This window comes from Streptomyces sp. NPDC002588 (assembly GCF_040295925.1).
In the GTDB taxonomy this organism is placed as follows: Bacteria; Actinomycetota; Actinomycetes; order Streptomycetales; family Streptomycetaceae; genus Streptomyces.
Map to the genome: position 1 here is coordinate 97,368 of NZ_JBEOWF010000008.1, position 20,286 is coordinate 117,653.

A 20,286-nucleotide genomic window follows, 5' to 3' on the forward strand; every position below is an offset into this window, starting at 1 on the left:
GACCGGGGCCCCTTTCGCGTGCGTACCGCTCAGCGCAGCCCGAGGGACGCGGTCACCTTGCGCGCCATCTCCACCGAGTAGCTCTGCCCGCGGTCCTGCGGGTAGATCTGGGCCATCGTGGCCAGCGTGACCCGGCTCATCGGCGTCTCGTGGGGCGGGATGAGCGCCCGGTACTGCGGGGTGACCACGGGCTGGGCGAAGCCGGCCTTCGAGAAGTGCCAGTTCTTCACCCAGGACATGTCGAAGTCCGGGTTGACCCGCTTCAGGTACGGCACGAACGACCGCAGCAGCTCGCCGGGTTCGGTGGTGAACCGCCAGTCCTCGCGCTCGACGTAGTTGCCGACGTAGAGGACGTGCCGTCCGCCGTAGACGGCCGGGTCGATCATCCTGGTGTGCTCGACCACCGCGAGGAACGGGAAGTCCGGCTCGTTGATGTTGAGCCAGTAGTACGGGATCACGCTGCGGTCCAGCTCGAGGACGAAGCAGGTGGCGCCCAGGTACTGGTTCTTCCACACCGCGTCCTCGGCGGGCAGCCCGGCCGCCTTGGCGAAGGCGGGCTGCGGGGTGGTGACGATCAGCCGGTCGAAGCGGTACGTCGACCCGTCCGCGCAGGTGACGACCGGCGTGTCGCCCTCCTGCCGGACGGTGTCCACCGCCTTGCCGAACTCCACCTTGCCGCCGCGCTCCTCGATCCCGTCCCGCAGCGCCGCGTAGACCCGCTCGAACCCGCCGTCCACATAGCCGAGTTCGAAGGTCCGGCAGTGGATACGGGCCCACAGCCACGCCATCGACACCTGCTCGGCGCGGTCGCCGAACTTGCCCTTCAGCAGCGGCTCCCAGATCGCCTCGGTGGCCTTCTTGCCGGCGTTCCTGCGCAGCCAGGCGAGGGCGGTGAGGTCGCTGTAGCGCTCGCCGTTACGGACCGCCTTCAGCACCGCCGACGAGCCCGCGAAGCGCACCGCGTCGACCGGGGAGAACTCCGGGAAGCGGAGCATGTCGAAGGGGGTGGTGAAGTCGATCAGCTTCCCGCCGCGGTAGATGCCGGTCGTCGGCTTGTGGAAGCGCAGCGCGTCACCCAGACCGAGCTCCTCGATGAGGGAGATCATCGCCTTGTCGCTGCGGAAGATGTGGTGGTAGTAGCGCTCCAGCGGGACCCCGCCCACCTCCAACGAGGCGGCCAGACCGCCGAGTTCGGCGGCCGCCTCCAGGATGGTCACCTGGTGGCCGGCGCGTACGGCGTCCCAGGCGGCGGTGAGGCCGGTGGCGCCGGCGCCGATGATGCCGAGGTTCACGCGAAACTCCATTTTTTGTTGAGCACGAACTGAAGCGCGAGGACCAGGGGCATCGAGCCCAGCTTGACGAGGTTCGCGCTGACCCCGAGGCCGTCGGTGAAGGCGAGGAAGAGCAGGTTCGTCAGGGCGATGCCGCTCAGGCCGACGGCGTAGAAGCGCAGGAAGCGGACGACGATCCGGTCCCGGGCCTCGAAGGTGAACCGTGCGTTGAGGACGAAGTTGTTGCTGATGGCGAGCGTGGTGCTGATCGCGTTGGCGAACTGCTCGTTCATCCCCGCCACGTTGTGCAGCAGCAGGAAGACGACCAGGTCGAGGGTGACCCCGCTGCCGCCGATGAGGGTGTAGCGCACCAGCTGGCGCACGGTCCGCGACCGGTCGCCGGTGACGGGCGGCGCCACGGGGGCCGTCGTCTCAGTCATCTGCCCCGGGCCCGCCGATCACCTCGCGCACCAGATACAGCGGACGCCCCTGCGCCTCGCTGTAGATGCGCCCGACGTATGTGCCGATGACCCCCAGCGACAGCATCTGGACGCCGCCCAGGAACAGCACGACGACCATCAGCATCGTCCAGCCGGAGACCGTGATCTCGGGCCGGAAGAACTTCATCGCGAGCGCGTAGACGATGCCGATCAGGGAGAGCGCCAGGACGACGAAACCGAGCCTCGTGATCATCTTCAGCGGCACGGTGGAGAAGCTGGTCACGCCGTCGATGGCGAGCTTCGCCATCTTGCGCAGCGGGTACTTGGTCTCGCCCGCGAAGCGTTCGTCGCGGTCGAAGGAGACCTCGGTCTGGCGGTAGCCCATCGAGGCGACGATCCCGCGCACGAACCGGCTCTTCTCCCGGTACTTGCGCAGTTCGTCGGCGACGCGCCGGTCCAGGAGGCGGAAGTCCCCGGTGTCCAGGGGGATGTCCACCTCGGTGGAGGAGCGCAGCACGCGGTAGTAGAGGTGTGCGGTGGTCCGCTTGAACGCGGTGTCCTGCCGGCTGCGGCGGCGCGCGTGCACGATCTCAGCGCCCTCGCGCCAGGCGTCCACCAGTTCCAGGCTGACCCGCGGCGGGTCCTGGAGGTCGGTGTCCATGACGATCACCGCGTCGCCCTTGGCGACGTCCAGACCGGCGGTGATGGCGATCTGGTGACCGAAGTTGCGGGCGAAGTCGACGATCCGGACCCGTTCGTCGCGCCCGGCCAGCTCCTTGAGGATCTCGAGTGAGCCGTCGGCGGAGCCGTCGTTGACGTACACCAGCTCGAAGTCGAGGTCCGGGCGGCCGTCCAGGGCGGCGGTCAGCTCGGTGTGGAAGGCGGCGATGCCGTCCCGCTCGTTGTAGACCGGCAGGACGTACGAGATCAGGGGCCGGGCCTCCGGGGCCGCGGTGGCGGCCAGGGCGAGCGGGGCGGACGCGGGCGGGCGTATGTCCTGCTGGGTCATGTCTGCCCGCCCGCCGTCCTGGACGGGGCTTGGGAGAACGCTATTTGCAGCATTCGGGGAAGCTATGGAGCCAGGGTTAACACCGCCCCAACTCCTCCCGTCCGAGAGGCAGCTTCCCCATTGCTCTTCATCTTTTCAGGTTTATTTGGTCGGCTGGTGACGAATCAGCGCTTGATCGCCTTGCGCAACGCCTTCGCCCGCCGGACGACCCGCCGGGCCGTGGAGTTGTGCGGAAGGAACGACAGTCGTTCCGGGATACCGCCGGGCAACCCCAGCGAGGTCAGCCGCTTGCGCTTGAAGTAACGCTGGGTGCGCTCGTCGAGATGGCCGCGCAGATAACGCTCGGCCGCCGGACGCAGACCGGAAAGGATCTGCGGCTGCATGACGAATCCGACCGCGGAGACCAGTCCGGTCAGCGTATCCGCCGGAATGATCTCTTCCCTTTTCCCGGGCTTCCCGGGTTTCCCGGGTTTCGCGGGCTTCCCGGGTTTCGTGGGTTTCGTGGGATCGAGTTCAAGGTCCGGCAGCAACGCGTCGGCGAGCACGACCGGCACCCGGTTGCTGTTCTGGTACGGCGTGAGCCGCTCCAGCAGCGGCTGCGTGCCGATCCGGGCGACCGGCAGCTCGTAGAACGCGGACGCGGTGAACAGCGCGGTGGAGAAACAGCCCACGACCAGCGCCGGCCGCGCCTTCTCGAACAGCACCTCGGCGAGGACCGGAGTGTCCAGGACCGTCAGCTCCACGCCCAGCTTCTCCGCCTCCGCCTCCAGCAGACGGCTGTAGCGGGCGGGCGCGCTCGGATGCGGCTTGAAGACGACCGCGCGGTGACCCCGTGCCACCGCCCCCCGCATCATCCGCACATGCAGTTCCTCCTCCTCCTTCGCGGACATGATGTCCAGCGCGGAGAGGTACTGGCCGAGCAGCAGCGCACTGTTGTCGGGCAGCGGCGGCAGCTCTCCGGCGGCGTCGCCGATCTGCCCGAGCACCTTCAGGAACGCGCTCGACGGCACTGTGCGCGCGGGCACCTCGAACTCGGTCAGCAGGAGCGGGACGAGACCCGGCACCAGGTCCAGGTGGAGCAGCCGCCGCACCCGGGTCCCGATCAGCGGGTCGAGTTTGTTGCGCGTCGGGCCGTAGCTCATCAGCCCGTCGGCGTAGACCTCGATCGGCGCGCCCGGGAAGACCTGTGCGATCGCCTGGGCCGGGTTGACCTGGATGGACTCGAGGACGATCTCCACCCGGTCCTCGCCCAGACCCCACAGCAGCCGCAGGTAGCGCTCGAACAGCGGCACGTCGTCCGGGCGCGGCGACCAGGCGCCCGGGTGGAAGGGGCTGATCGCCTCGTTCCAGGACAGCACCTCGTCGAAGCGGTCCCGCAGCGTCTCGAAGCCCGGCATCTCGTCGACGGCCGGGCTGGTCTCCGGGTTCGTCGCGTTGTTGCACACCAGCAGCAGCCGCCGGCGGGCCGCCGGGAAGCTGTCCGCGTCCAGGGCGGCGGCGAGGGTGGCCGCACCGTAGAGCGTGGAGGCGCAGAAGATCTGCGTCGTCGTGGGTGCCATCAGGCGGCCGCCTTCGCGCTGGTGATCTGTCGCCTCAGCCGCCGCAGCTTGGCCGAGCGACGCAGGTCCATGGTGTCGAGCACGTCGGTGAGCAGTTCCTGCGGCATCCGCTTTATGGCCGCCGCGCTCATCGTCCGCAGCTGCTTGGCGACCGCCGGCTCCCACTTGTCGGTCTCGTTGAGGTGGTGGGCGATGATCGCGCAGTAGGTGCGCACCGCCTTCGGCAGCAGCCGGTCCGCCTCGGGGTCCTTCGCGGTCTCCTCGACGACCTGGTCGAAGGCGCGGATGAAGTCCAGTTGGCGGGCGTCGCCGATCTGGGTGAGGGAGGAGGCGACGCCGCGGCGGTAGAAGACGCCGTGCAGGTTCAGCACGGCGAAGGACTCCGCCTCGCGGTGCAACTGCCAGATCCACGGCCGGTCCTCGGCGGTGCGCAGCCCGTCCGTGAAGTGCAGCAGACCGCGGTCGAGGAGCCGGCGGTGGTAGGCGCCGGCCCAGGCGTAGGCGTAGTCGACGGACGTGGAGCGGTCGACCGGCAGGATCGCGTCGCGCGGGTTCATCACCTCGCCGCGCCGGCCGAGCGGATGCCGTACGACGGTCCGGGCCCGGCCGGTGGCCTGGACGTGGTCCGTGCGCACGAAGTCGCAGCCCAGCGACTCGATCGCGGTGACCAGCTCGGCCAGATACCCCCGGGCCAGCCAGTCGTCGCCGTCCAGGAACGTCAGATACTCACCCGTCGCCACGTTCAGGCCGGTGTTGCGCGCGGTGGCGAGTCCTCCGTTCTCCTCATGGCGGACGTGGCGCACCTCGGCGACCTCCGAAAGCTCCTCGACCGCCCGCTCGAGAATGGCCGGAGTTTCGTCCTTCGATTTGTCGTCCACCAGTACGAACTCGAAGTCCGGGCGGGCGTTCAGGCGAAGGCTTCTGAGGGTGTCCGGTGCGTATTGCTGGACGTTGTAGAACGGCACGATCACGGAAAGCTTTGGCACAGAGAAATCCTAGGAGGGACTCCGTCGGCGTAACTTTCCGTTGGGGAGACAGGGGGTGAACTCAATGTGTCGGATTGGTGCATCGCGCGTGCGTGACAGCCTCCGGCGAGCCAGTTCCACGTCCGGTGGGCTGCTGTTAACTTTTCGTTGCGCCTGGGTTGGGGCAACCCTGGGTTTTGCTTTCTAGCGTCTTCGCTGTGCCAGCAAGTACACCCAACCCCCCACGGATTGCCGTCCTCGCGGACTCCGACACCCGCTGGAAATGGGGTGCGCTGACCGCGGCCAGGATCGCGCCCATGGAAGCGGGATCCCCGAGCGGGACGCAAGTCGCCCCGGTCCTCGACGGGTTCCTCCTGCGCGGACGGGCCACGCCCACCCCGCGCCAGCTCGCCGAGGTGGGCGTGAGCGCCGACTCCCTGCGCGAGGTGACCGCCGTCGAGTTCCTGCGCGCCATGACGCAGGTGTCGTACGACATCCTCGTCCTCGCGCTGGTCGGCGGCGGTGTCCAGGCGGTCCTGCACGGCCTCAAGCGGGTCTGGGAGGGCAACGCCGACCGGCCCGTGGTCGTCACCGGCTACGTCGGCGTCGTCTACGAGAAGCTCGCCGACGGCCTGCTGCTGCGGCACGGCGCGGACCTCGTCCTCGCCAACTCCCGCCAGGACGCGGAGCGGTTCCGCGCGGTGTACGACGGCGTCGGCGCCGACTCCTCCTCGGTGACCGAGGTCGCCCTCCCGTTCCTCGGCGGCGCGCCCTACACCGGGGAGCACGACCCGTACACGGTCGTCTTCGCCGCCCAGCCCTCCGTCCCGGAGAGCCGCAAGGACCGTACGTACCTGCTGAACCGGCTCGTCCAGCACGCCCGGCTGCACCCCGAGCGCGAGGTGCTGCTCAAGCTGCGCTCCAAGCCGGGCGAGCACACCACCCACATCGAGGAACTGCCCTACCAGAAGCTGGCCCAGCGGCTCGACCTGCCGGCCAACTTCCGCCTGGTGTACGGCAACATGGGCGAGGTCCTCGACCGCACCGACCTCATGGTGACGATCAGCTCCACGGCGGCCCTCGAGTCCCTCCACCGCCGTATCCCCACCGTCGTCCTCAGCGACCTCGGGGTGCGCGAGGCGCTCGGCAACCACCACTTCGTCGGCTCCGGCTGCCTCGCCTCCTGGGACCAGCTCGACGCCGGCCACCGGCCCACCCCCGACGAGGAGTGGGTCTCCCGGCAGGGCGTCGCCGCCGACGGCTCGTACGACACCGCCTTCGACCCGGCCCGCGAGCGCATCGCCAAGCTGCTCGACCTCCCCCACTCTCGACTTCGCTCGAGCGGGGGGACCCCCATCGGCGGACTGCCGCCCCTCACGCCGTACTACACCCCCGCGACCGCACCCGGCTATCTGCCCGGCATCCTCGCCCGCCACCACCTCGGCCCCGACGGCAGCCCGCTGCCCGGCGCGCCCGCCCACGACAAGGACCCCGGCCCCGTCCGGCAGATCGTGCGCCGGGCGGCGCGCGGCGCCTACCGGCACGGCGTGCAGCGCGTGGCGCCGGTGATCCGGCGGATGGGGGAGCTGTGAGCCACCCGATCCAAGGAGTTCAGCCCATGTCCGAGACAGCAGTCGGGGTGCGCCGCGTCCTCGCCGTGATCCCCGCCCGCGGCGGCTCCAAGGGAGTGCCCGCGAAGAACCTGGCCCCCGTGGGCGGTGTCCCGCTGGTGGCGCGCGCGGTCCGTGAGTGCCGCGCGACCCGGCTCGTCACGGACGTGGTCGTCTCCACCGACGACCAGGCCATCGCGGCCGCGGCGCGCGAGGCCGGCGCCGAGGTCGTGCTGCGCCCGGCCGCCATCGCCGGCGACACCGCCACCTCCGAGGCCGCCGTCCTGCACGCCATGGACGCCCACGAGGCACTCCACGGCAGCCCGGTCGACGTCGTCCTCCTCGTCCAGTGCACCAGCCCCTTCCTCGTCCGCGAGGACGTCGACGGGGTCGCCGGGGCCGTCGTCGAACAGGGCGCCGACACGGCCGTCACCGTCGCCCCGTTCCACGGCTTCGTCTGGCGCCACGCCGACGACAGCGCCGAGGGCGGCCACGGCGTCAACCACGACAAGTCCTTCCGCCCGCGCCGCCAGGACCGCCCCCAGGACTTCCTGGAGACCGGCGCCGCCTACGCGATGGACGCGGCCGGCTTCCGCGAGCACAAGCACCGCTTCTTCGGCCGCACCGAACTCGTGCGCACCGAGCCCGCCCGGGTACTCGAGGTCGACGACCCGCACGACCTCGCCCGCGCCCGCGCCCTGGCCCCGCTCTTCGACGCGGACCGCCCGGACGGGCTGCCCACCGCCGACGACATCGACGCGGTGGTCCTCGACTTCGACGGCACCCAGACCGACGACCGGGTGCTGATCGACTCCGACGGACGCGAACTCGTGTCCGTCCACCGCGGGGACGGACTGGGCATCGCCGCCCTCCGCAGGAGCGGCTTCAAGATGCTGATCCTCTCCACGGAACAGAACCCGGTCGTCGCCGCCCGGGCCCGGAAGCTGAAGCTCCCGGTCCTGCACGGCATCGACCGCAAGGACCTCGCGCTCAAGCAGTGGTGCGAGGAACAGGGCATCGCGCCGGAGCGCGTGCTCTACGTCGGCAACGACGTCAACGACCTCCCCTGCTTCGCCCTCGTGGGCTGGCCGGTGGCGGTCGCGAGCGCCCACGACGTCGTACGCGGCGCCGCACGCGCGGTCACCACCGTCCCCGGTGGCGACGGCGCGATCCGGGAGATCGCCGGCTGGATCCTCGGACCTTCTCTCGACACCCTCACCAGGTAAGGACATCTCCACCATGAGCAACTCCCGTCTGCGCACGTTCGGTTCCCGCGAGGTCGGCCCCGGCAGGCCCGTCTACATCTGCGGCGAGATCGGCATCAACCACAACGGCGAGCTGGACAACGCCTTCAAGCTGATCGACGTGGCCGCCGAGGCCGGCTGCGACGCCGTCAAGTTCCAGAAGCGCACCCCGGAGATCTGCACCCCGCGCGACCAGTGGGACATCGAGCGCGACACGCCGTGGGGCCGGATGACCTACATCGACTACCGCCACCGCGTGGAGTTCGGCGAGGACGAGTACCGCAGGATCGACGAGTACTGCAAGGAGAAGGGGATCGCCTGGTTCGCCTCCCCGTGGGACACCGAGGCCGTCGCCTTCCTGGAGAAGTTCGACGTTCCCGCCCACAAGGTCGCCTCCGCCTCCCTCACCGACGACGAGCTGCTGCGCTCCCTGCGCGCCACGGGCCGCTCGGTGATCCTCTCCACCGGCATGTCGACCCCGCGTCAGATCCGCCACGCCGTCGAGGTCCTCGGCTCGGACAACATCCTGCTCTGCCACGCCACCTCGACGTACCCGGCGAAGGCCGACGAGCTCAACCTGCGGGTCATCAACACCCTGGAGCTCGAGTACCCGAACGTCCCGATCGGCTACTCCGGCCACGAGACGGGCCTGCAGACCACCCTCGCCGCGGTCGCCCTCGGCGCCACCTTCGTCGAGCGCCACATCACCCTGGACCGCGCCATGTGGGGCTCCGACCAGGCCGCCTCCGTCGAACCGCAGGGCCTGCAGCGCCTGGTGCGCGACATCCGCACCATCGAGGCCTCCCTCGGCGACGGCATCAAGAAGGTCTACGACTCCGAGCTCGGCCCGATGAAGAAGCTGCGCCGCGTCTCCGGCGTCGTCGCCGAGGCGGAGATCGCCGCCGCGGCGGGCGAGCCGGTCTCGGTCTGAGCAGTCACCGACGGTAGTCACACACGGTAGTCACACACGGCAGTCGTTCACGACAAGGGACGGTCGTACGAGGATGAGCCCCCGCGCAGGGAAGAACACCGGCACCCCCCACACCCTCGCGTTCGTCGAGAGTCCGGTGCAGCTCCTGAACGTGCTCGAGTGGGCGCACGCGCAGCACCCGCGGCCCGCCCGGGAGGAGTCCGGCACGGGGTTCACCCTCGTCGTCCTGTCCCCGAACGACCCGATGACCCGCGGCCAGCTGCGCCGCATGGCGGAACTGGCCCGCGACGAGGGCCACACGGTCCGCTGGGAGGAGGCGCGCGGCGGCACCATGGCCCCCTTCCGCACCATCGGCGGGCTGATGTCGCCACTGCGCCGGGCGGACCGGATCGTCATGGGCGACCCCTTCTCCCGCTACGTCCAGCTGCTGCTGACCATCACCCGGGCCGCCGAACTGGTCGTGGTGGACGACGGCACGGCGACGATGGAGTTCGTGGGCCAGCTCGCCCGGGGCGAACGCCTGGTCCGCTGGCACCGCAAGGGCGGTCGCCCCGGCCCCCGCGACCTGCTCTTCGCCCCGGTGTCGTCCTCGGCGAGGCGCCGGCTGACCCCGCGGGCGGACAGACGGGTGGAGGTCTTCTCCTCCATGCCGATCGAGGACATCCCCGAGGGCGTCACGGTCACCTCCAACACCTTCGCCTGGACCCGCGACAGGTTCGGCCCGCCGCGGGTGACCAAGGGCGCGGACATGGTCGGCACGTCGCTCGTCGAGACCGGCGTGGTCGACGCGGACCGCTACCTGGAGGCGGTCGGCGCCCTCGCCAAGGCCCACGGCGCGGCCCGCTACTTCGCCCACCGCCGGGAGAGCGCGGAGAAACTCCACCGGCTCGCGGTGGAGACGGGCCTCGAGGTGGTCCGCCCGGACCTCCCGCTGGAGCTCATCGCCCGCCGGGGGCCCATCGGCCGCACCGTCCTGAGCTTCCCCTCCACGGTCGTCCACACCCTCCCGCTGGCCCTGTCCGGCACGGACGTCCGGGTCGCCGTCTGCGACATCGACCCGGCCTGGCTGACGGACCACGCGTCACCGCGGGCCCAGGGCTTCCTGTCGGGCGTCACGGGGACGGCGAGGGACGTGCACCGGCTGGCTGCGGTGAGCTCGGGGGTCGGTTCGGCGGTGGGCTCGGCGGGGTGAGGGTGCGGTGGTGAGGGTGCGGGGCCCCGGGGGCGGTCAGCTGCCGGGCCTGCGGGCGAGCAGGAAGGCCCGCGGCCGCTGGGGTTCGGCTCCCTCGTCGGGCTCCAGTACGACGCTGGCCTGGACCTCGAGTCCGATGGCGCCGAGGCCGCCGGCGACGACCTCGGGGTCACGCCAGAAGCAGTCCAGCGAGATCCGCTGCCCGGCTCTCGCCCCGAGAGCGAGGTGCTGCTCCTCGCCGTGCCCGGTCTGGAAGGCGAGCAACAGGTATCCGCCGGGTGCCAGGACCCGCCGGAACTCCCCGAACACGGTGGGCAGCTGCTCGTCGGGCACATGGATGAGGGAGTAGAGGGCGAGCAGCCCCGCGAGGGAGCGGTCGGGCAGGTCGAGCCCGGTCATCGAGCCGACGTGGAACCGCAGATGCGGATGGGCCCGGGAGGCCAGCGCCACCATGCGCGGCGACACGTCGACGCCGAACACCGGCAACCCGAGGGCGTCGAGCCGAGCGGTCACGTACCCGGGGCCGCTCCCGACGTCGGCCACCGGCTCATTCCCGCCCCGCGCCCTCACCAGGTCGGCGAACCCGGAGACCACGGCTCTGTCCAGGTGCCGGTGCGCGAGCGCGTCGGGGAAGTCCCGGGCGTACTCGTCGGCTATGGCGTCGTAGGAGGTCCGGGTGGCCTCGACGAAATCGAAGTCGAAGTCGAGGCCGGGGTCTAGGTCGGTCATGGGCGCGCACACTACCGGGGCGGGGCCGCCCGCGTCCGAAGGACGGCCGACCGGCGGCCGACCCCCGGGTGAACGGTGCGATCAGCCGACGGTGCGATGGATCACATCGCCGACGGGATCCGCATCGACGCCGTCAGTCCCGGCCCGGCCGTCACCGTCATGGCGCCGCGTCCGGGCGGACCGCCGCCGGCCGCGCGGTGCCCGCAGGCCCGCATCCGCCTCACGGCGGCCCGCCGTGCTCCTCCCACCGGCCGAACCCGTCGAGGAAGCTTTCTTCCCCGCTCCCGTCCCCGTCTTCCCCCGGGCCGCTCGCCTCGCCGCTCTCCGGAGCCCTCCTCCACCGCCCCACCGCCCACACGACCCCCACCAGCGCCCACCCCGCCAGGGTCATGACCACCAGCGTGCCCAGAACCAGCGCCGTCGCCCCCAGCAGTCCGTACCGCGCCAGCATCCCGGGGATGTGTTCCTCGCCGCACCCGCACGTCATCGTCTCCATGTTCGACAAGGTGCCCGCCGGGCCCCTGTCCCGCCCCCGACGTGGCGGAAACGCCACGCGGAGGTGATGCTTCCGGGATCCGGGCGGTGATCCCGCCACGTGGACACGCACAGCGCCCCACCAGCCCCGCGTGGTATGCGTGGAGGAAAAGAAACCAAGCCGCGGGTCGGATCCCAGGTCCCCACCATCAGGACCGCTCTCATGATCCGCTCAGCCGGAAAGCCGGCCGAGTTTACCCGTCCCCCACACCAGCCATGCGCCGCGCGGCCAACTTTTCTCCCCCTATCGGGTTGAACTTTTGTTGATCGTGGGTCAGTTGACCGCCTCGGCGTCCTACCCTTCAGAGGGTGAAGCAATTGACGTCCCGAGAGTCCGAGGCCGACCCTTCTCTGCCTGGCGTGCTGCCGGAAGCTCTGCGTGCGGAGCTCGTCGCCTTCCGTCGCGACATGCACATGCACCCCGAGCTCGGCAACCAGGAGTTCCGTACGACCGCCGCGATCAAGGCCCGCCTGGAGAAGGCGGGCCTCAAGCCGCGCGTGCTGACCATCGGAACCGGTCTCATCTGCGACATCGGGATCGAGGAGGGGAAGCCGAACGGGGGCGCCCCCGTCCTCGCCCTGCGCGCCGACATCGACGCCCTGCCCATCCCGGACACGAAGACCGAGTGCGCGTACCGCTCGACGGTCCCGGACCGGGCCCACGCCTGCGGCCACGACGTGCACACCACCGTCGTCCTCGGCGCCGGCCTCGTCCTCGCCGACCTGCACCGGCAGGGCCGTCTGCCGCGCCCCGTCCGGCTGATCTTCCAGCCCGCCGAGGAGGTGCTCCCCGGCGGCGCCGCCGACGCCATCGAGTGCGGCGCGCTCGACGGGGTCGGCCGGATCATCGGCGTGCACTGCGACCCCCGCGTCGACGCCGGGCGGATCGGACTGCGCGAGGGTGCCATCACCTCCGCCTGCGACCGGCTGGAGATCGCCCTCGACGGGCCCGGCGGCCACACCGCCCGCCCGCACCTCACCACCGACCTGGTCACCGCGGTCGCCCGGGTCGTGACGGACGTGCCCGCCCTCGTCGGCCGGCGCGTGGACACCCGGGCCGGTCTCGCGGTCACCTGGGGCCGGATCGAGAGCGGCCACGCGCCCAACGTGATCCCGCAGCACGCGGAGCTCTCCGGCACCGTGCGCTGCCTGGACATCGAGGCCTGGCGCCAGGCGCCGGACATCGTCGTCGCCGCGATCGACGAGGTCGCCAACCTGCACCGCGCCAAGTCCGAGATCAACTATGTGCGCGGCGTCCCGCCCGTCGTCAACGACGCCGAGGTGGCCGGCCTACTGCGCGACGCCATGACCGCCCGGCGCGGCGCGGACTCCGTCGAGGGCACCGACCAGAGCCTCGGCGGCGAGGACTTCTCCTGGTACCTGGAGCGCGTCCCCGGCGCCATGGCCCGCCTCGGGGTCCGGCCCCCCGGCGAGCGCACCGTCCGCGACCTGCACCAGGGCGACTTCGACGCCGACGAATACGCGATCACCGTGGGCGTGGAGCTGTTCACGGCGGCCGCCCTGCTCGACGCGGCGACCCGGCGATGAAACAGGCGGCCCCTTCGGGGGCCGCTCCGCCAACCGGCGCAACACTGTTGTAAGCCAATCGTGCGCTGATGGAAATCAAGGGCGCGGAAGCCGTCAGAGTACGAGTTCAGACGTCGTTTGCCTCGAATCGATAACGGCTTCCCTACGGGTTATTTTCTGACATCTACGCGCGTTACGATGCCGCGAAGCCGACGCCGCAAGGCGTGCAGGCCTGAGCACCGGCATGGGTGCTCACGTCAAGCGCCGACACGGCGCTCAGGTCAGGTGAAGGAGCCAGCCCGTGCGCCGGGTAGCCAAGCTTTCCGCTGCGTGTATAGCCACCGCAGCTCTCGCACTGACTGCCACTGCCTGTGGCAGCACCTCTTCCGAGAACGACTCGAAGTCCTCCGCCTCCGCGAGCGGCGGCACGGGCGTCAAGATCGGTCTCGCCTTCGACGTCGGCGGTCGTGGTGACCGCTCCTTCAACGACTCCGCCGCGCGCGGCGCCGACAAGGCCAAGGCCGAGTTCGGCGGCTCGATCAAGGAGCTGACCGCCAAGACCTCCGACACCGAGGCCGACCGTGAGCAGCGCCTCACGGACCTCGCCGACGCGGGCTACAACCCGATCGTAGGTGTCGGCTTCTCGTACGCCACCTCGATGGCCAAGATCGCCGCGAAGTACCCGAAGGTCAGCTTCGGCATCGTCGACTCGGTGGTGGACGCCAAGAACGTCGACAGCATCACCTTCACCGAGGAGCAGGGCTCCTACCTGGCCGGCGTCGCCGCGGCGCTGAAGACCAAGAAGGACCACGTCGGCTTCATCGGCGGCGTCGACGTCCCGCTGATCAAGAAGTTCGAGGCGGGCTACGTCCAGGGCGTCCACGACACGAACTCGAAGATCAAGGTCGACACGCAGTACCTGAGCCACGGCTCGGACTTCTCCGGTTTCGCCAGCCCCGACAAGGGCAAGGCGGCCGCGTCCGGCATGCTCGACAACGGCGCCGACGTGATCTACTCGGCGGCCGGCTCCTCCGGCAACGGCGCGATCGAGGCCGTCAACGGCGTCAAGGGCGCCTGGGCCATCGGCGTGGACTCCGACCAGTACAACATCCCGGGTCTGGCCAAGTACAAGAGCTCGATCCTGACCTCGATGGTCAAGAACGTCGACGTCGGTGTCTACGACTTCATCAAGTCCGTGCACGACACCAAGCCGCTGACGGGCACCAACAACTACTCGCTCGCCAAGGACGGTGTCTCGCTGGCCACCAGCGGTGGCTTCATCGACGACATCAAGGCCCAGCTGGACGCGGCCAAGCAGAAGATCGTCGCCGGCACCATCACGGTCAAGACCACCCCGTGACCTGACGGTTCCCGTCGGACCACAAGGCTCGGCGAGGGGCGTTTCCACATCCCCTCGCCGAGCCATAACAATGTGTCAACTCTACGCGTGTAGCATTGAGTTGTCGCGCTAGCGTCGCCGACGCCTGCCCTCCCCTACGCAGCCCCTTTCCCCGAGGAGAGTGCGCCATCAACGCGTCCAGCCCTCCCGCTGCCGTCGAACTGCGCGGCATCACCAAGCGATTCCCCGGCGTCGTCGCCAACCGCGACATCGACATCACCGTCCGCAGCGGCACCGTCCACGCCCTGTGCGGTGAGAACGGCGCCGGCAAGTCCACCCTGATGAAGATCCTCTACGGCATGCAGCAGCCGGACGAGGGAACCATCACGGTGGGCGGCGAGCGGGTCACCTTTCACAACCCCGCCGACGCCATCGCCCGCGGCATCGGCATGGTGCACCAGCACTTCATGCTCGCCGACAACCTCACCGTCCTCGAGAACGTCGTCCTCGGTGCGGAGAAGCTGTACGGCATCGGGGGCAAGGCCCGCACGAAGATCAAGGAGATCTCCGACGCCTACGGGCTGAACGTCCGGCCCGACGTCCTCATGGAAGAGCTCGGCGTCGCCGACCGCCAGCGCGTGGAGATCCTCAAGGTCCTCTACCGCGGCGCCAAGACCCTCATCCTCGACGAGCCCACCGCCGTCCTCGTGCCGCAGGAGGTCGACGCCCTCTTCGACAACCTGCGCGAGCTGAAGGCCGAGGGGCTCACCGTCATCTTCATCTCCCACAAGCTGGGCGAGGTGCTGTCCGTCGCCGACGAGATCACCGTCATCCGGCGCGGCACCACCGTCGGCACGGTCGAGCCGGGGAACACCACCACCAAGCAGCTCGCCGAGCTGATGGTCGGCAGCGAACTGCCCACGCCGGAGACGGAGGAGTCCACCGTCACCGACGTCCCGCTGCTCAACGTGGACGGACTGCACCTGACCCAGACCGACCTCGACGGCGTCGAGCGGATCATCCTCGACGAGATCTCCTTCACCATCCACAAGGGCGAGGTCCTCGGCATCGCCGGCGTGGAGGGCAACGGCCAGTCCGAACTGGTCGAGGCGATCATGGGCATACGCGCTCCCGGCGCCGGCGTCATCACGCTCGACGGCGACGACATCTCCCGCGTCCCCACCCGCGCCCGCCGCGAGGCCGGCGTCGGCTACATCCCCGAGGACCGCCACCGCCACGGCCTGCTCCTCGAGGCGCCGCTGTGGGAGAACCGTATCCTCGGCCATGTCACCGAGCGCCCCAACTCGCGCGGCGGACTGCTCGACATCAAGGCGGCGCGCGCCGACACCGAGCGCATCATCAGCGCCTACGACGTCCGTACGCCCGGCATCGAGGTGACCGCCGCCTCGCTGTCCGGCGGCAACCAGCAGAAGCTGATCGTCGGCCGCGAGATGAGCCACGCGCCGAAGCTGCTCATCGCCGCCCACCCCACCCGCGGCGTGGACGTCGGTGCCCAGGCCGCCATCTGGGACCACATCCGCGAGGCCCGCCGCGAGGGCCTGGCCGTACTGCTGATCTCCGCCGACCTGGACGAGCTCATCGGACTCTCCGACACTCTGCGGGTGATGTACCGCGGCCGCCTGGTCGCCGACGCCGACCCCGCCACGGTCACCCCCGAGGAGCTCGGCTCCGCCATGACGGGTGCGGCCACCGGCCACCTGGAGCACACAGAGGACGACGCCCGATGAACAAGCTGACCCAACGCATCGACAAGGAGCGGCTGCTCCTCGGCATCGCGGCGCCGCTGCTGGCGCTCGTCGCCGCGATCGTCGTCACCACCCTGGTGATCCTCGCCACCGGCAAGAACCCGGGCGACGCCTTCAGCGACATGGCGACCTACGGCTCCGCCAGCGACAGCCAGGTCTACATTCTGAACAAGGCGACGACGTACTACCTCGCGGGTGTCGCGGTGGCCATCGGCTTCCGTATGAACCTGTTCAACATCGGCGTCGACGGCCAGTACCGGCTCGCCGCGTTCATCGCCGCGGTCCTCGGCGGCGCGCTGACCGCACCGGGCTGGATCGCCATCCCGCTGATCATCCTGTGCGCCATGGCGACCGGCGCAGCGTGGGCAGCCATCGCGGGCATCCTCAAGGTGACCCGGGGCGTCAGCGAGGTCATCTCGACCATCATGCTCAACTCGATCGCCACCGCGATCATCGCCTACCTGCTCCAGCCCGGGAAGCTCGCCGAGCTCGACGAGGCGGGCACCACCGTGCGCACCACACCGCTGCCCAAGTCGTCGTACTTCTTCACCATCGACACCGGCGCCTCCGGTGTGCTGTGGGGCTTCATCTTCATCGCCGTGCTCATCGGCATCGCGTACTGGTTCGTGCTCGGCCGCACCCGGTTCGGCTTCGACCTGCGCACTGTCGGCCAGTCCGAGACCGCGGCCTCCGCGAGCGGCGTGTCCGTCAAGAAGATGATCGCCACCAGCATGGTCATCTCGGGCGCGGTGGCCGGTCTGATCGGCATGCCGACCCTGCTGAACGACAGCCACCAGTTCGGCAACGACTTCCCGGCGGGCATCGGCTTCACCGGCATCGCGATTGCGCTGCTCGGCCGCAACAACCCGATCGGTATCGCGCTCGGCGCCCTGCTGTGGGGCTTCCTGGAGCGCACCACCAACCACCTGGAGTTCCAGGGCTACGACAAGGAAATCCTCGGCGTCATCCAGGGCGTCATCGTCCTGTGCGTCGTCATCGCCTACGAGGTCGTACGGCGCTACGGCCTCAAGCGTCAGCAGCAGCGGGTCGGCGCCGAGCTCGCCGCCCAGGCCGCCGCCCCGACCGAGAAGCAGGAGGTGGCGTGATGACTGCCACGATGACCGACACGCCGCCCCCCGCGGCGCCCAAGGCGGAGACCGCGCCCAAGGGCTCCGGCCGCTCGCTCAGCCAGATCCTCATGATCGTCGCGGGTGCGCTGCTGCTCGTGTCCGCGATCCGCGTCATCACCGGCGCCAACCAGCTCACCTCCGAGGGACAGGTCTCCGCCGCGCTCGGCCTCGCCGTGCCCATCGGTCTCGCCGGTCTCGCCGGTCTGTGGTCCGAGCGCTCCGGCGTGGTCAACATCGGCCTCGAGGGCATGATGATCCTCGGCACCTTCGGCGCCGGCTGGATCGGCTGGCAGTCCAGCCCCTGGCTCGGTCTGCTGTGCGGCATCGGCTTCGGCGTCCTCGGCGGCCTGGTGCACGCCGTCGCGACCATCACCTTCGGTGTCGACCACATCGTCTCCGGTGTCGCCGTCAACCTGCTCGCGCTCGGCATCACGCAGTACCTCGCCAAGCTCTTCTTCTCCGACGGCAAGGCCGCGGAGGCGGGCGGCAACCCCAAGCAGTCCCCGCCCTCGGACTCGCTGCCCAGCGTCGACGTGCCCGGTCTCTCGGACGCCCTGAACTCCATCGAGAAGCACCACTGGTTCCTGCTCTCCGACCTCGCGGGCATCCTCGGCGGCCTGGTCACCGACCTGTCCGTGGTGACGATCATGGCCGCGCTGCTGTTCGTCGGCAGCTGGTGGGTTCTGTGGCGCACCCCGTTCGGTCTCCGGCTGCGCTCCTGCGGTGAGAACCCGGTCGCCGCGGAGTCGCTCGGCGTCAACGTCTACAAGTACAAGTACGCGGCCGTGGCCGTCTCCGGCGGCCTCGCCGGCCTCGGCGGCGCCTTCCTCGCGCTGGTCACCTCGCACATCTACCTGGAGAGCCAGACCGGCGGACGCGGCTACATCGGCCTCGCGGCCATGATCTTCGGCAACTGGCGACCCGGTGGGCTCGCGATGGGCGCCGGACTGTTCGGTTACTCGGACGCGCTTCAGCTGCGCAACGGCGGCCAGACCGTGCACGCGCTGCTGCTCGTGCTGGTCGTCCTGCTCGCGCTGCTCGCGGGCTGGAAGCTGTACCGCAAGGCGCACTGGCAGGGCGGGATCGCCCTCTTCGTCGCCGCGCTCGTCCTGCTCTGGTACCTGGTCACCGACGAGGTGCCCAACGACTTCGTGGGAGCCACCCCCTACGTCGTCACCCTGCTCGTGCTGTCGCTGTCCGCGCAGCGCCTGCGAATGCCGAAGGCCGACGGCATGCGGTACCGGAAGGGGCAGGGCAAGTGACCCCCGCCGCCACGCCGGACCACTCGGTCGACTGGGAGAAGCTGCGCGCGGTGGCCCGGGACGCCATGTCCCGGGCGTACGCCCCGTACTCCGGCTTCCCGGTCGGCGTGGCGGCCCTCGTCGACGACGGCCGGATCGTGTCGGGCTGCAACGTGGAGAACGCCTCCTACGGGCTCGGCCTGTGCGCCGAATGCGGGCTGGTATCCGAACTCCAGAACACCGGCGGCGGCCGGCTCACGCACTTCACCTGTGTGGACGGCCGCGGCGAGATCCTCGTACCGTGCGGCCGCTGCCGCCAGCTGCTCCACGAGTTCGGCGGCCCGGCGCTTCTGCTGGAGACGCCGGCCGGGATCCTGCCCCTCGCCGAGATGCTCCCGCAGGCCTTCGGGCCGGAGCACCTCACCAACTGAGCAATTCCGTGCGGCCCCTCTGAATCGCTGTGGCGCAGAGGGGTCGCGCGGCTTCTGAACGCTGGAAGGAAAGCCATGGCCATGGACGCCATCTCCGTCATCCGTACCAAGCGGGACCGCGGTGAGCTGAGCGACGAGCAGATCGACTGGGTCATCGACGCGTACACCCGCGGGGAGGTGGCCGACTACCAGATGGCCGCCCTCAACATGGCGATCCTGCTCAACGGCATGAACCGCCGGGAGATCGCCCGCTGGACGGCGGCGATGATCGCCTCCGGCGAGCGCATGGACTTCTCGGCCCTGTCCCGTCCGACCGCCGACAAGCACTCCACGGGCGGCGTCGGCGACAAGATCACGCTGCCGCTCGCCCCGCTGGTCGCGGCCTGCGGGGCGGCCGTCCCGCAGCTGTCCGGCCGCGGCCTCGGCCACACCGGCGGCACCCTGGACAAGCTGGAGTCGATCCCCGGCTGGCGCGCGCTGCTGTCGAACGAGGAGATGCTGTCGGTCCTGGAAGGGACGGGCGCGGTGATCTGCGCGGCCGGCGACGGCCTGGCCCCCGCCGACAAGAAGCTCTACGCCCTCCGTGACGTGACCGGCACGGTCGAGGCGATCCCGCTCATCGCCTCCTCGATCATGTCGAAGAAGATCGCCGAGGGCACGGGCTCGCTGGTCCTGGACGTCAAGGTCGGCACGGGCGCCTTCATGAAGACCATCGAGGACGCCCGCGAACTGGCCTCCACGATGGTCGGCCTGGGCACGGACCACGGCGTGAGGACGGTCGCGCTGCTGACGGACATGTCCACGCCCCTCGGTCTCACCGCCGGCAACGCCCTGGAGGTCCGCGAATCGGTCGAGGTCCTGGCGGGCGGCGGCCCGAAGGACGTCGTGGAACTGACCATCGCGCTCGCCCGCGAGATGCTCGACGCGGCCGGAGTGAAGGACGCAGACCCGGCGAAGGCCCTCGCCGACGGCTCCGCGATGGACGTCTGGCGCCGCATGATCGCGGCCCAGGGCGGCGACCCGGACGCGGAACTGCCGGTGGCCCGCGAGCAGCACGTGGTGACCGCCCCCGCCTCCGGGGTCCTGACCCGCCTCGACGCCTACGACATCGGCATCGCCGCCTGGCGCCTGGGCGCGGGCCGCGCCCGCAAGGAGGACCCGGTGCAGGCGGGCGCGGGCGTGGAGATGCACGCCAAGCCCGGCGACACGGTGACGGAGGGCCAGCCCCTGCTGACCCTCCACACGGACACCCCCGAACGCTTCGCGTACGCCCTCGAAGCGGTGACGGGCTCCTACGACATCGACGCCCCCGGTACGACCTTCACGGCGTCCCCGGTAGTGCTGGAACGTATCGCCTGACCAGGGGAT

The 20,286-nt window shown here is 70.3% G+C and carries 18 protein-coding genes; 11 read left to right on the forward strand and 7 right to left on the reverse strand.

Annotated features, from left to right (window positions below):
• Positions 1–29: 29 nt before the first annotated feature.
• The 5 genes from ABT057_RS11140 to ABT057_RS11160 form a co-directional block, all read right to left on the reverse strand.
• Entirely contained in the window at positions 30–1,292 is a 1,263-nt protein-coding gene (locus ABT057_RS11140) for an NAD(P)/FAD-dependent oxidoreductase (protein WP_352342288.1), read from the reverse strand.
• Positions 1,289–1,711, reverse strand: coding sequence for a GtrA family protein (locus tag ABT057_RS11145; protein ID WP_352342290.1), 423 nt, complete (start codon positions 1,709–1,711; stop codon positions 1,289–1,291). The genes ABT057_RS11140 and ABT057_RS11145 overlap by 4 nt, the downstream gene beginning before the upstream one ends.
• A complete protein-coding gene (locus tag ABT057_RS11150; protein WP_352342292.1) occupies positions 1,704–2,720 on the reverse strand; it encodes a glycosyltransferase family 2 protein in 1,017 nt (338 codons plus the stop codon). The genes ABT057_RS11145 and ABT057_RS11150 overlap by 8 nt, the downstream gene beginning before the upstream one ends.
• 164 nt (positions 2,721–2,884) lie before the next feature.
• Positions 2,885–4,279, reverse strand: coding sequence for a polysialyltransferase family glycosyltransferase (locus ABT057_RS11155; protein ID WP_352342294.1), 1,395 nt, complete (start codon positions 4,277–4,279; stop codon positions 2,885–2,887).
• Entirely contained in the window at positions 4,279–5,265 is a 987-nt protein-coding gene (locus ABT057_RS11160; RefSeq protein ID WP_352342295.1) for a glycosyltransferase family 2 protein, read from the reverse strand. Before ABT057_RS11160 ends, ABT057_RS11155 begins: the two co-directional genes overlap by 1 nt.
• A gap of 197 nt (positions 5,266–5,462) precedes the next feature.
• On the opposite strand from ABT057_RS11160, the gene ABT057_RS11165 reads away from it, so the two are divergent.
• The 4 genes from ABT057_RS11165 (at position 5,463) to ABT057_RS11180 (ending at position 10,221) form a co-directional block, all read left to right on the forward strand.
• Positions 5,463–6,836, forward strand: a complete 1,374-nt coding sequence (locus ABT057_RS11165; protein ID WP_352342296.1) for a DUF6716 putative glycosyltransferase — start codon at positions 5,463–5,465, stop codon at positions 6,834–6,836.
• A gap of 26 nt (positions 6,837–6,862) precedes the next feature.
• Entirely contained in the window at positions 6,863–8,080 is a 1,218-nt protein-coding gene (locus tag ABT057_RS11170; protein WP_352342297.1) for a cytidylyltransferase domain-containing protein, read from the forward strand.
• A gap of 13 nt (positions 8,081–8,093) precedes the next feature.
• Positions 8,094–9,029 (forward strand): N-acetylneuraminate synthase family protein, encoded by a 936-nt coding sequence (locus ABT057_RS11175; RefSeq protein WP_352342299.1) that lies wholly within the window; start codon positions 8,094–8,096, stop codon positions 9,027–9,029.
• 73 nt (positions 9,030–9,102) lie between these two features.
• Positions 9,103–10,221, forward strand: coding sequence for a hypothetical protein (locus ABT057_RS11180; protein ID WP_352342301.1), 1,119 nt, complete (start codon positions 9,103–9,105; stop codon positions 10,219–10,221).
• A gap of 36 nt (positions 10,222–10,257) precedes the next feature.
• On the opposite strand, the gene ABT057_RS11185 is transcribed toward ABT057_RS11180, so the two are convergent.
• On the reverse strand, positions 10,258–10,950 hold the full coding sequence (locus ABT057_RS11185; RefSeq protein WP_352342303.1) for a class I SAM-dependent DNA methyltransferase: 693 nt from the start codon (positions 10,948–10,950) through the stop codon (positions 10,258–10,260).
• A 220-nt stretch (positions 10,951–11,170) separates the two neighbouring features.
• The gene (locus tag ABT057_RS11190; RefSeq protein ID WP_352342304.1) at positions 11,171–11,446 is read right to left on the reverse strand and encodes a hypothetical protein; all 276 of its coding nucleotides are present in this window, start codon (positions 11,444–11,446) and stop codon (positions 11,171–11,173) included.
• A gap of 347 nt (positions 11,447–11,793) precedes the next feature.
• Here ABT057_RS11190 and ABT057_RS11195 point away from each other — a divergent pair, with 347 nt between their 5' ends.
• The 7 genes from ABT057_RS11195 to ABT057_RS11225 all read left to right on the forward strand — a co-directional run bounded on the left by ABT057_RS11195 (position 11,794) and on the right by ABT057_RS11225 (position 20,277).
• Positions 11,794–13,032 carry an amidohydrolase gene (locus ABT057_RS11195; RefSeq protein ID WP_352342305.1) on the forward strand — a complete coding sequence of 413 codons (1,239 nt, stop codon included), beginning with the start codon at positions 11,794–11,796 and terminating at the stop codon, positions 13,030–13,032.
• A 280-nt stretch (positions 13,033–13,312) separates the two neighbouring features.
• Entirely contained in the window at positions 13,313–14,371 is a 1,059-nt protein-coding gene (locus ABT057_RS11200; protein ID WP_352342306.1) for a BMP family lipoprotein, read from the forward strand.
• Between the two features lie 95 nt (positions 14,372–14,466).
• Entirely contained in the window at positions 14,467–16,098 is a 1,632-nt protein-coding gene (locus tag ABT057_RS11205; RefSeq protein ID WP_502973858.1) for an ABC transporter ATP-binding protein, read from the forward strand.
• A complete protein-coding gene (locus ABT057_RS11210; RefSeq protein ID WP_352342308.1) occupies positions 16,095–17,222 on the forward strand; it encodes an ABC transporter permease in 1,128 nt (375 codons plus the stop codon). The genes ABT057_RS11205 and ABT057_RS11210 overlap by 4 nt, the downstream gene beginning before the upstream one ends.
• Positions 17,222–18,508 (forward strand): ABC transporter permease, encoded by a 1,287-nt coding sequence (locus ABT057_RS11215; RefSeq protein ID WP_352342309.1) that lies wholly within the window; start codon positions 17,222–17,224, stop codon positions 18,506–18,508. The genes ABT057_RS11210 and ABT057_RS11215 overlap by 1 nt, the downstream gene beginning before the upstream one ends.
• Positions 18,505–18,918: a cytidine deaminase gene (locus tag ABT057_RS11220; protein ID WP_352342311.1), complete on the forward strand. Its 414-nt coding sequence runs from the start codon at positions 18,505–18,507 to the stop codon at positions 18,916–18,918. The genes ABT057_RS11215 and ABT057_RS11220 overlap by 4 nt, the downstream gene beginning before the upstream one ends.
• Before the next feature lie 81 nt (positions 18,919–18,999).
• Positions 19,000–20,277 (forward strand): thymidine phosphorylase, encoded by a 1,278-nt coding sequence (locus tag ABT057_RS11225; RefSeq protein ID WP_352342312.1) that lies wholly within the window; start codon positions 19,000–19,002, stop codon positions 20,275–20,277.
• Positions 20,278–20,286: the final 9 nt, after the last annotated feature.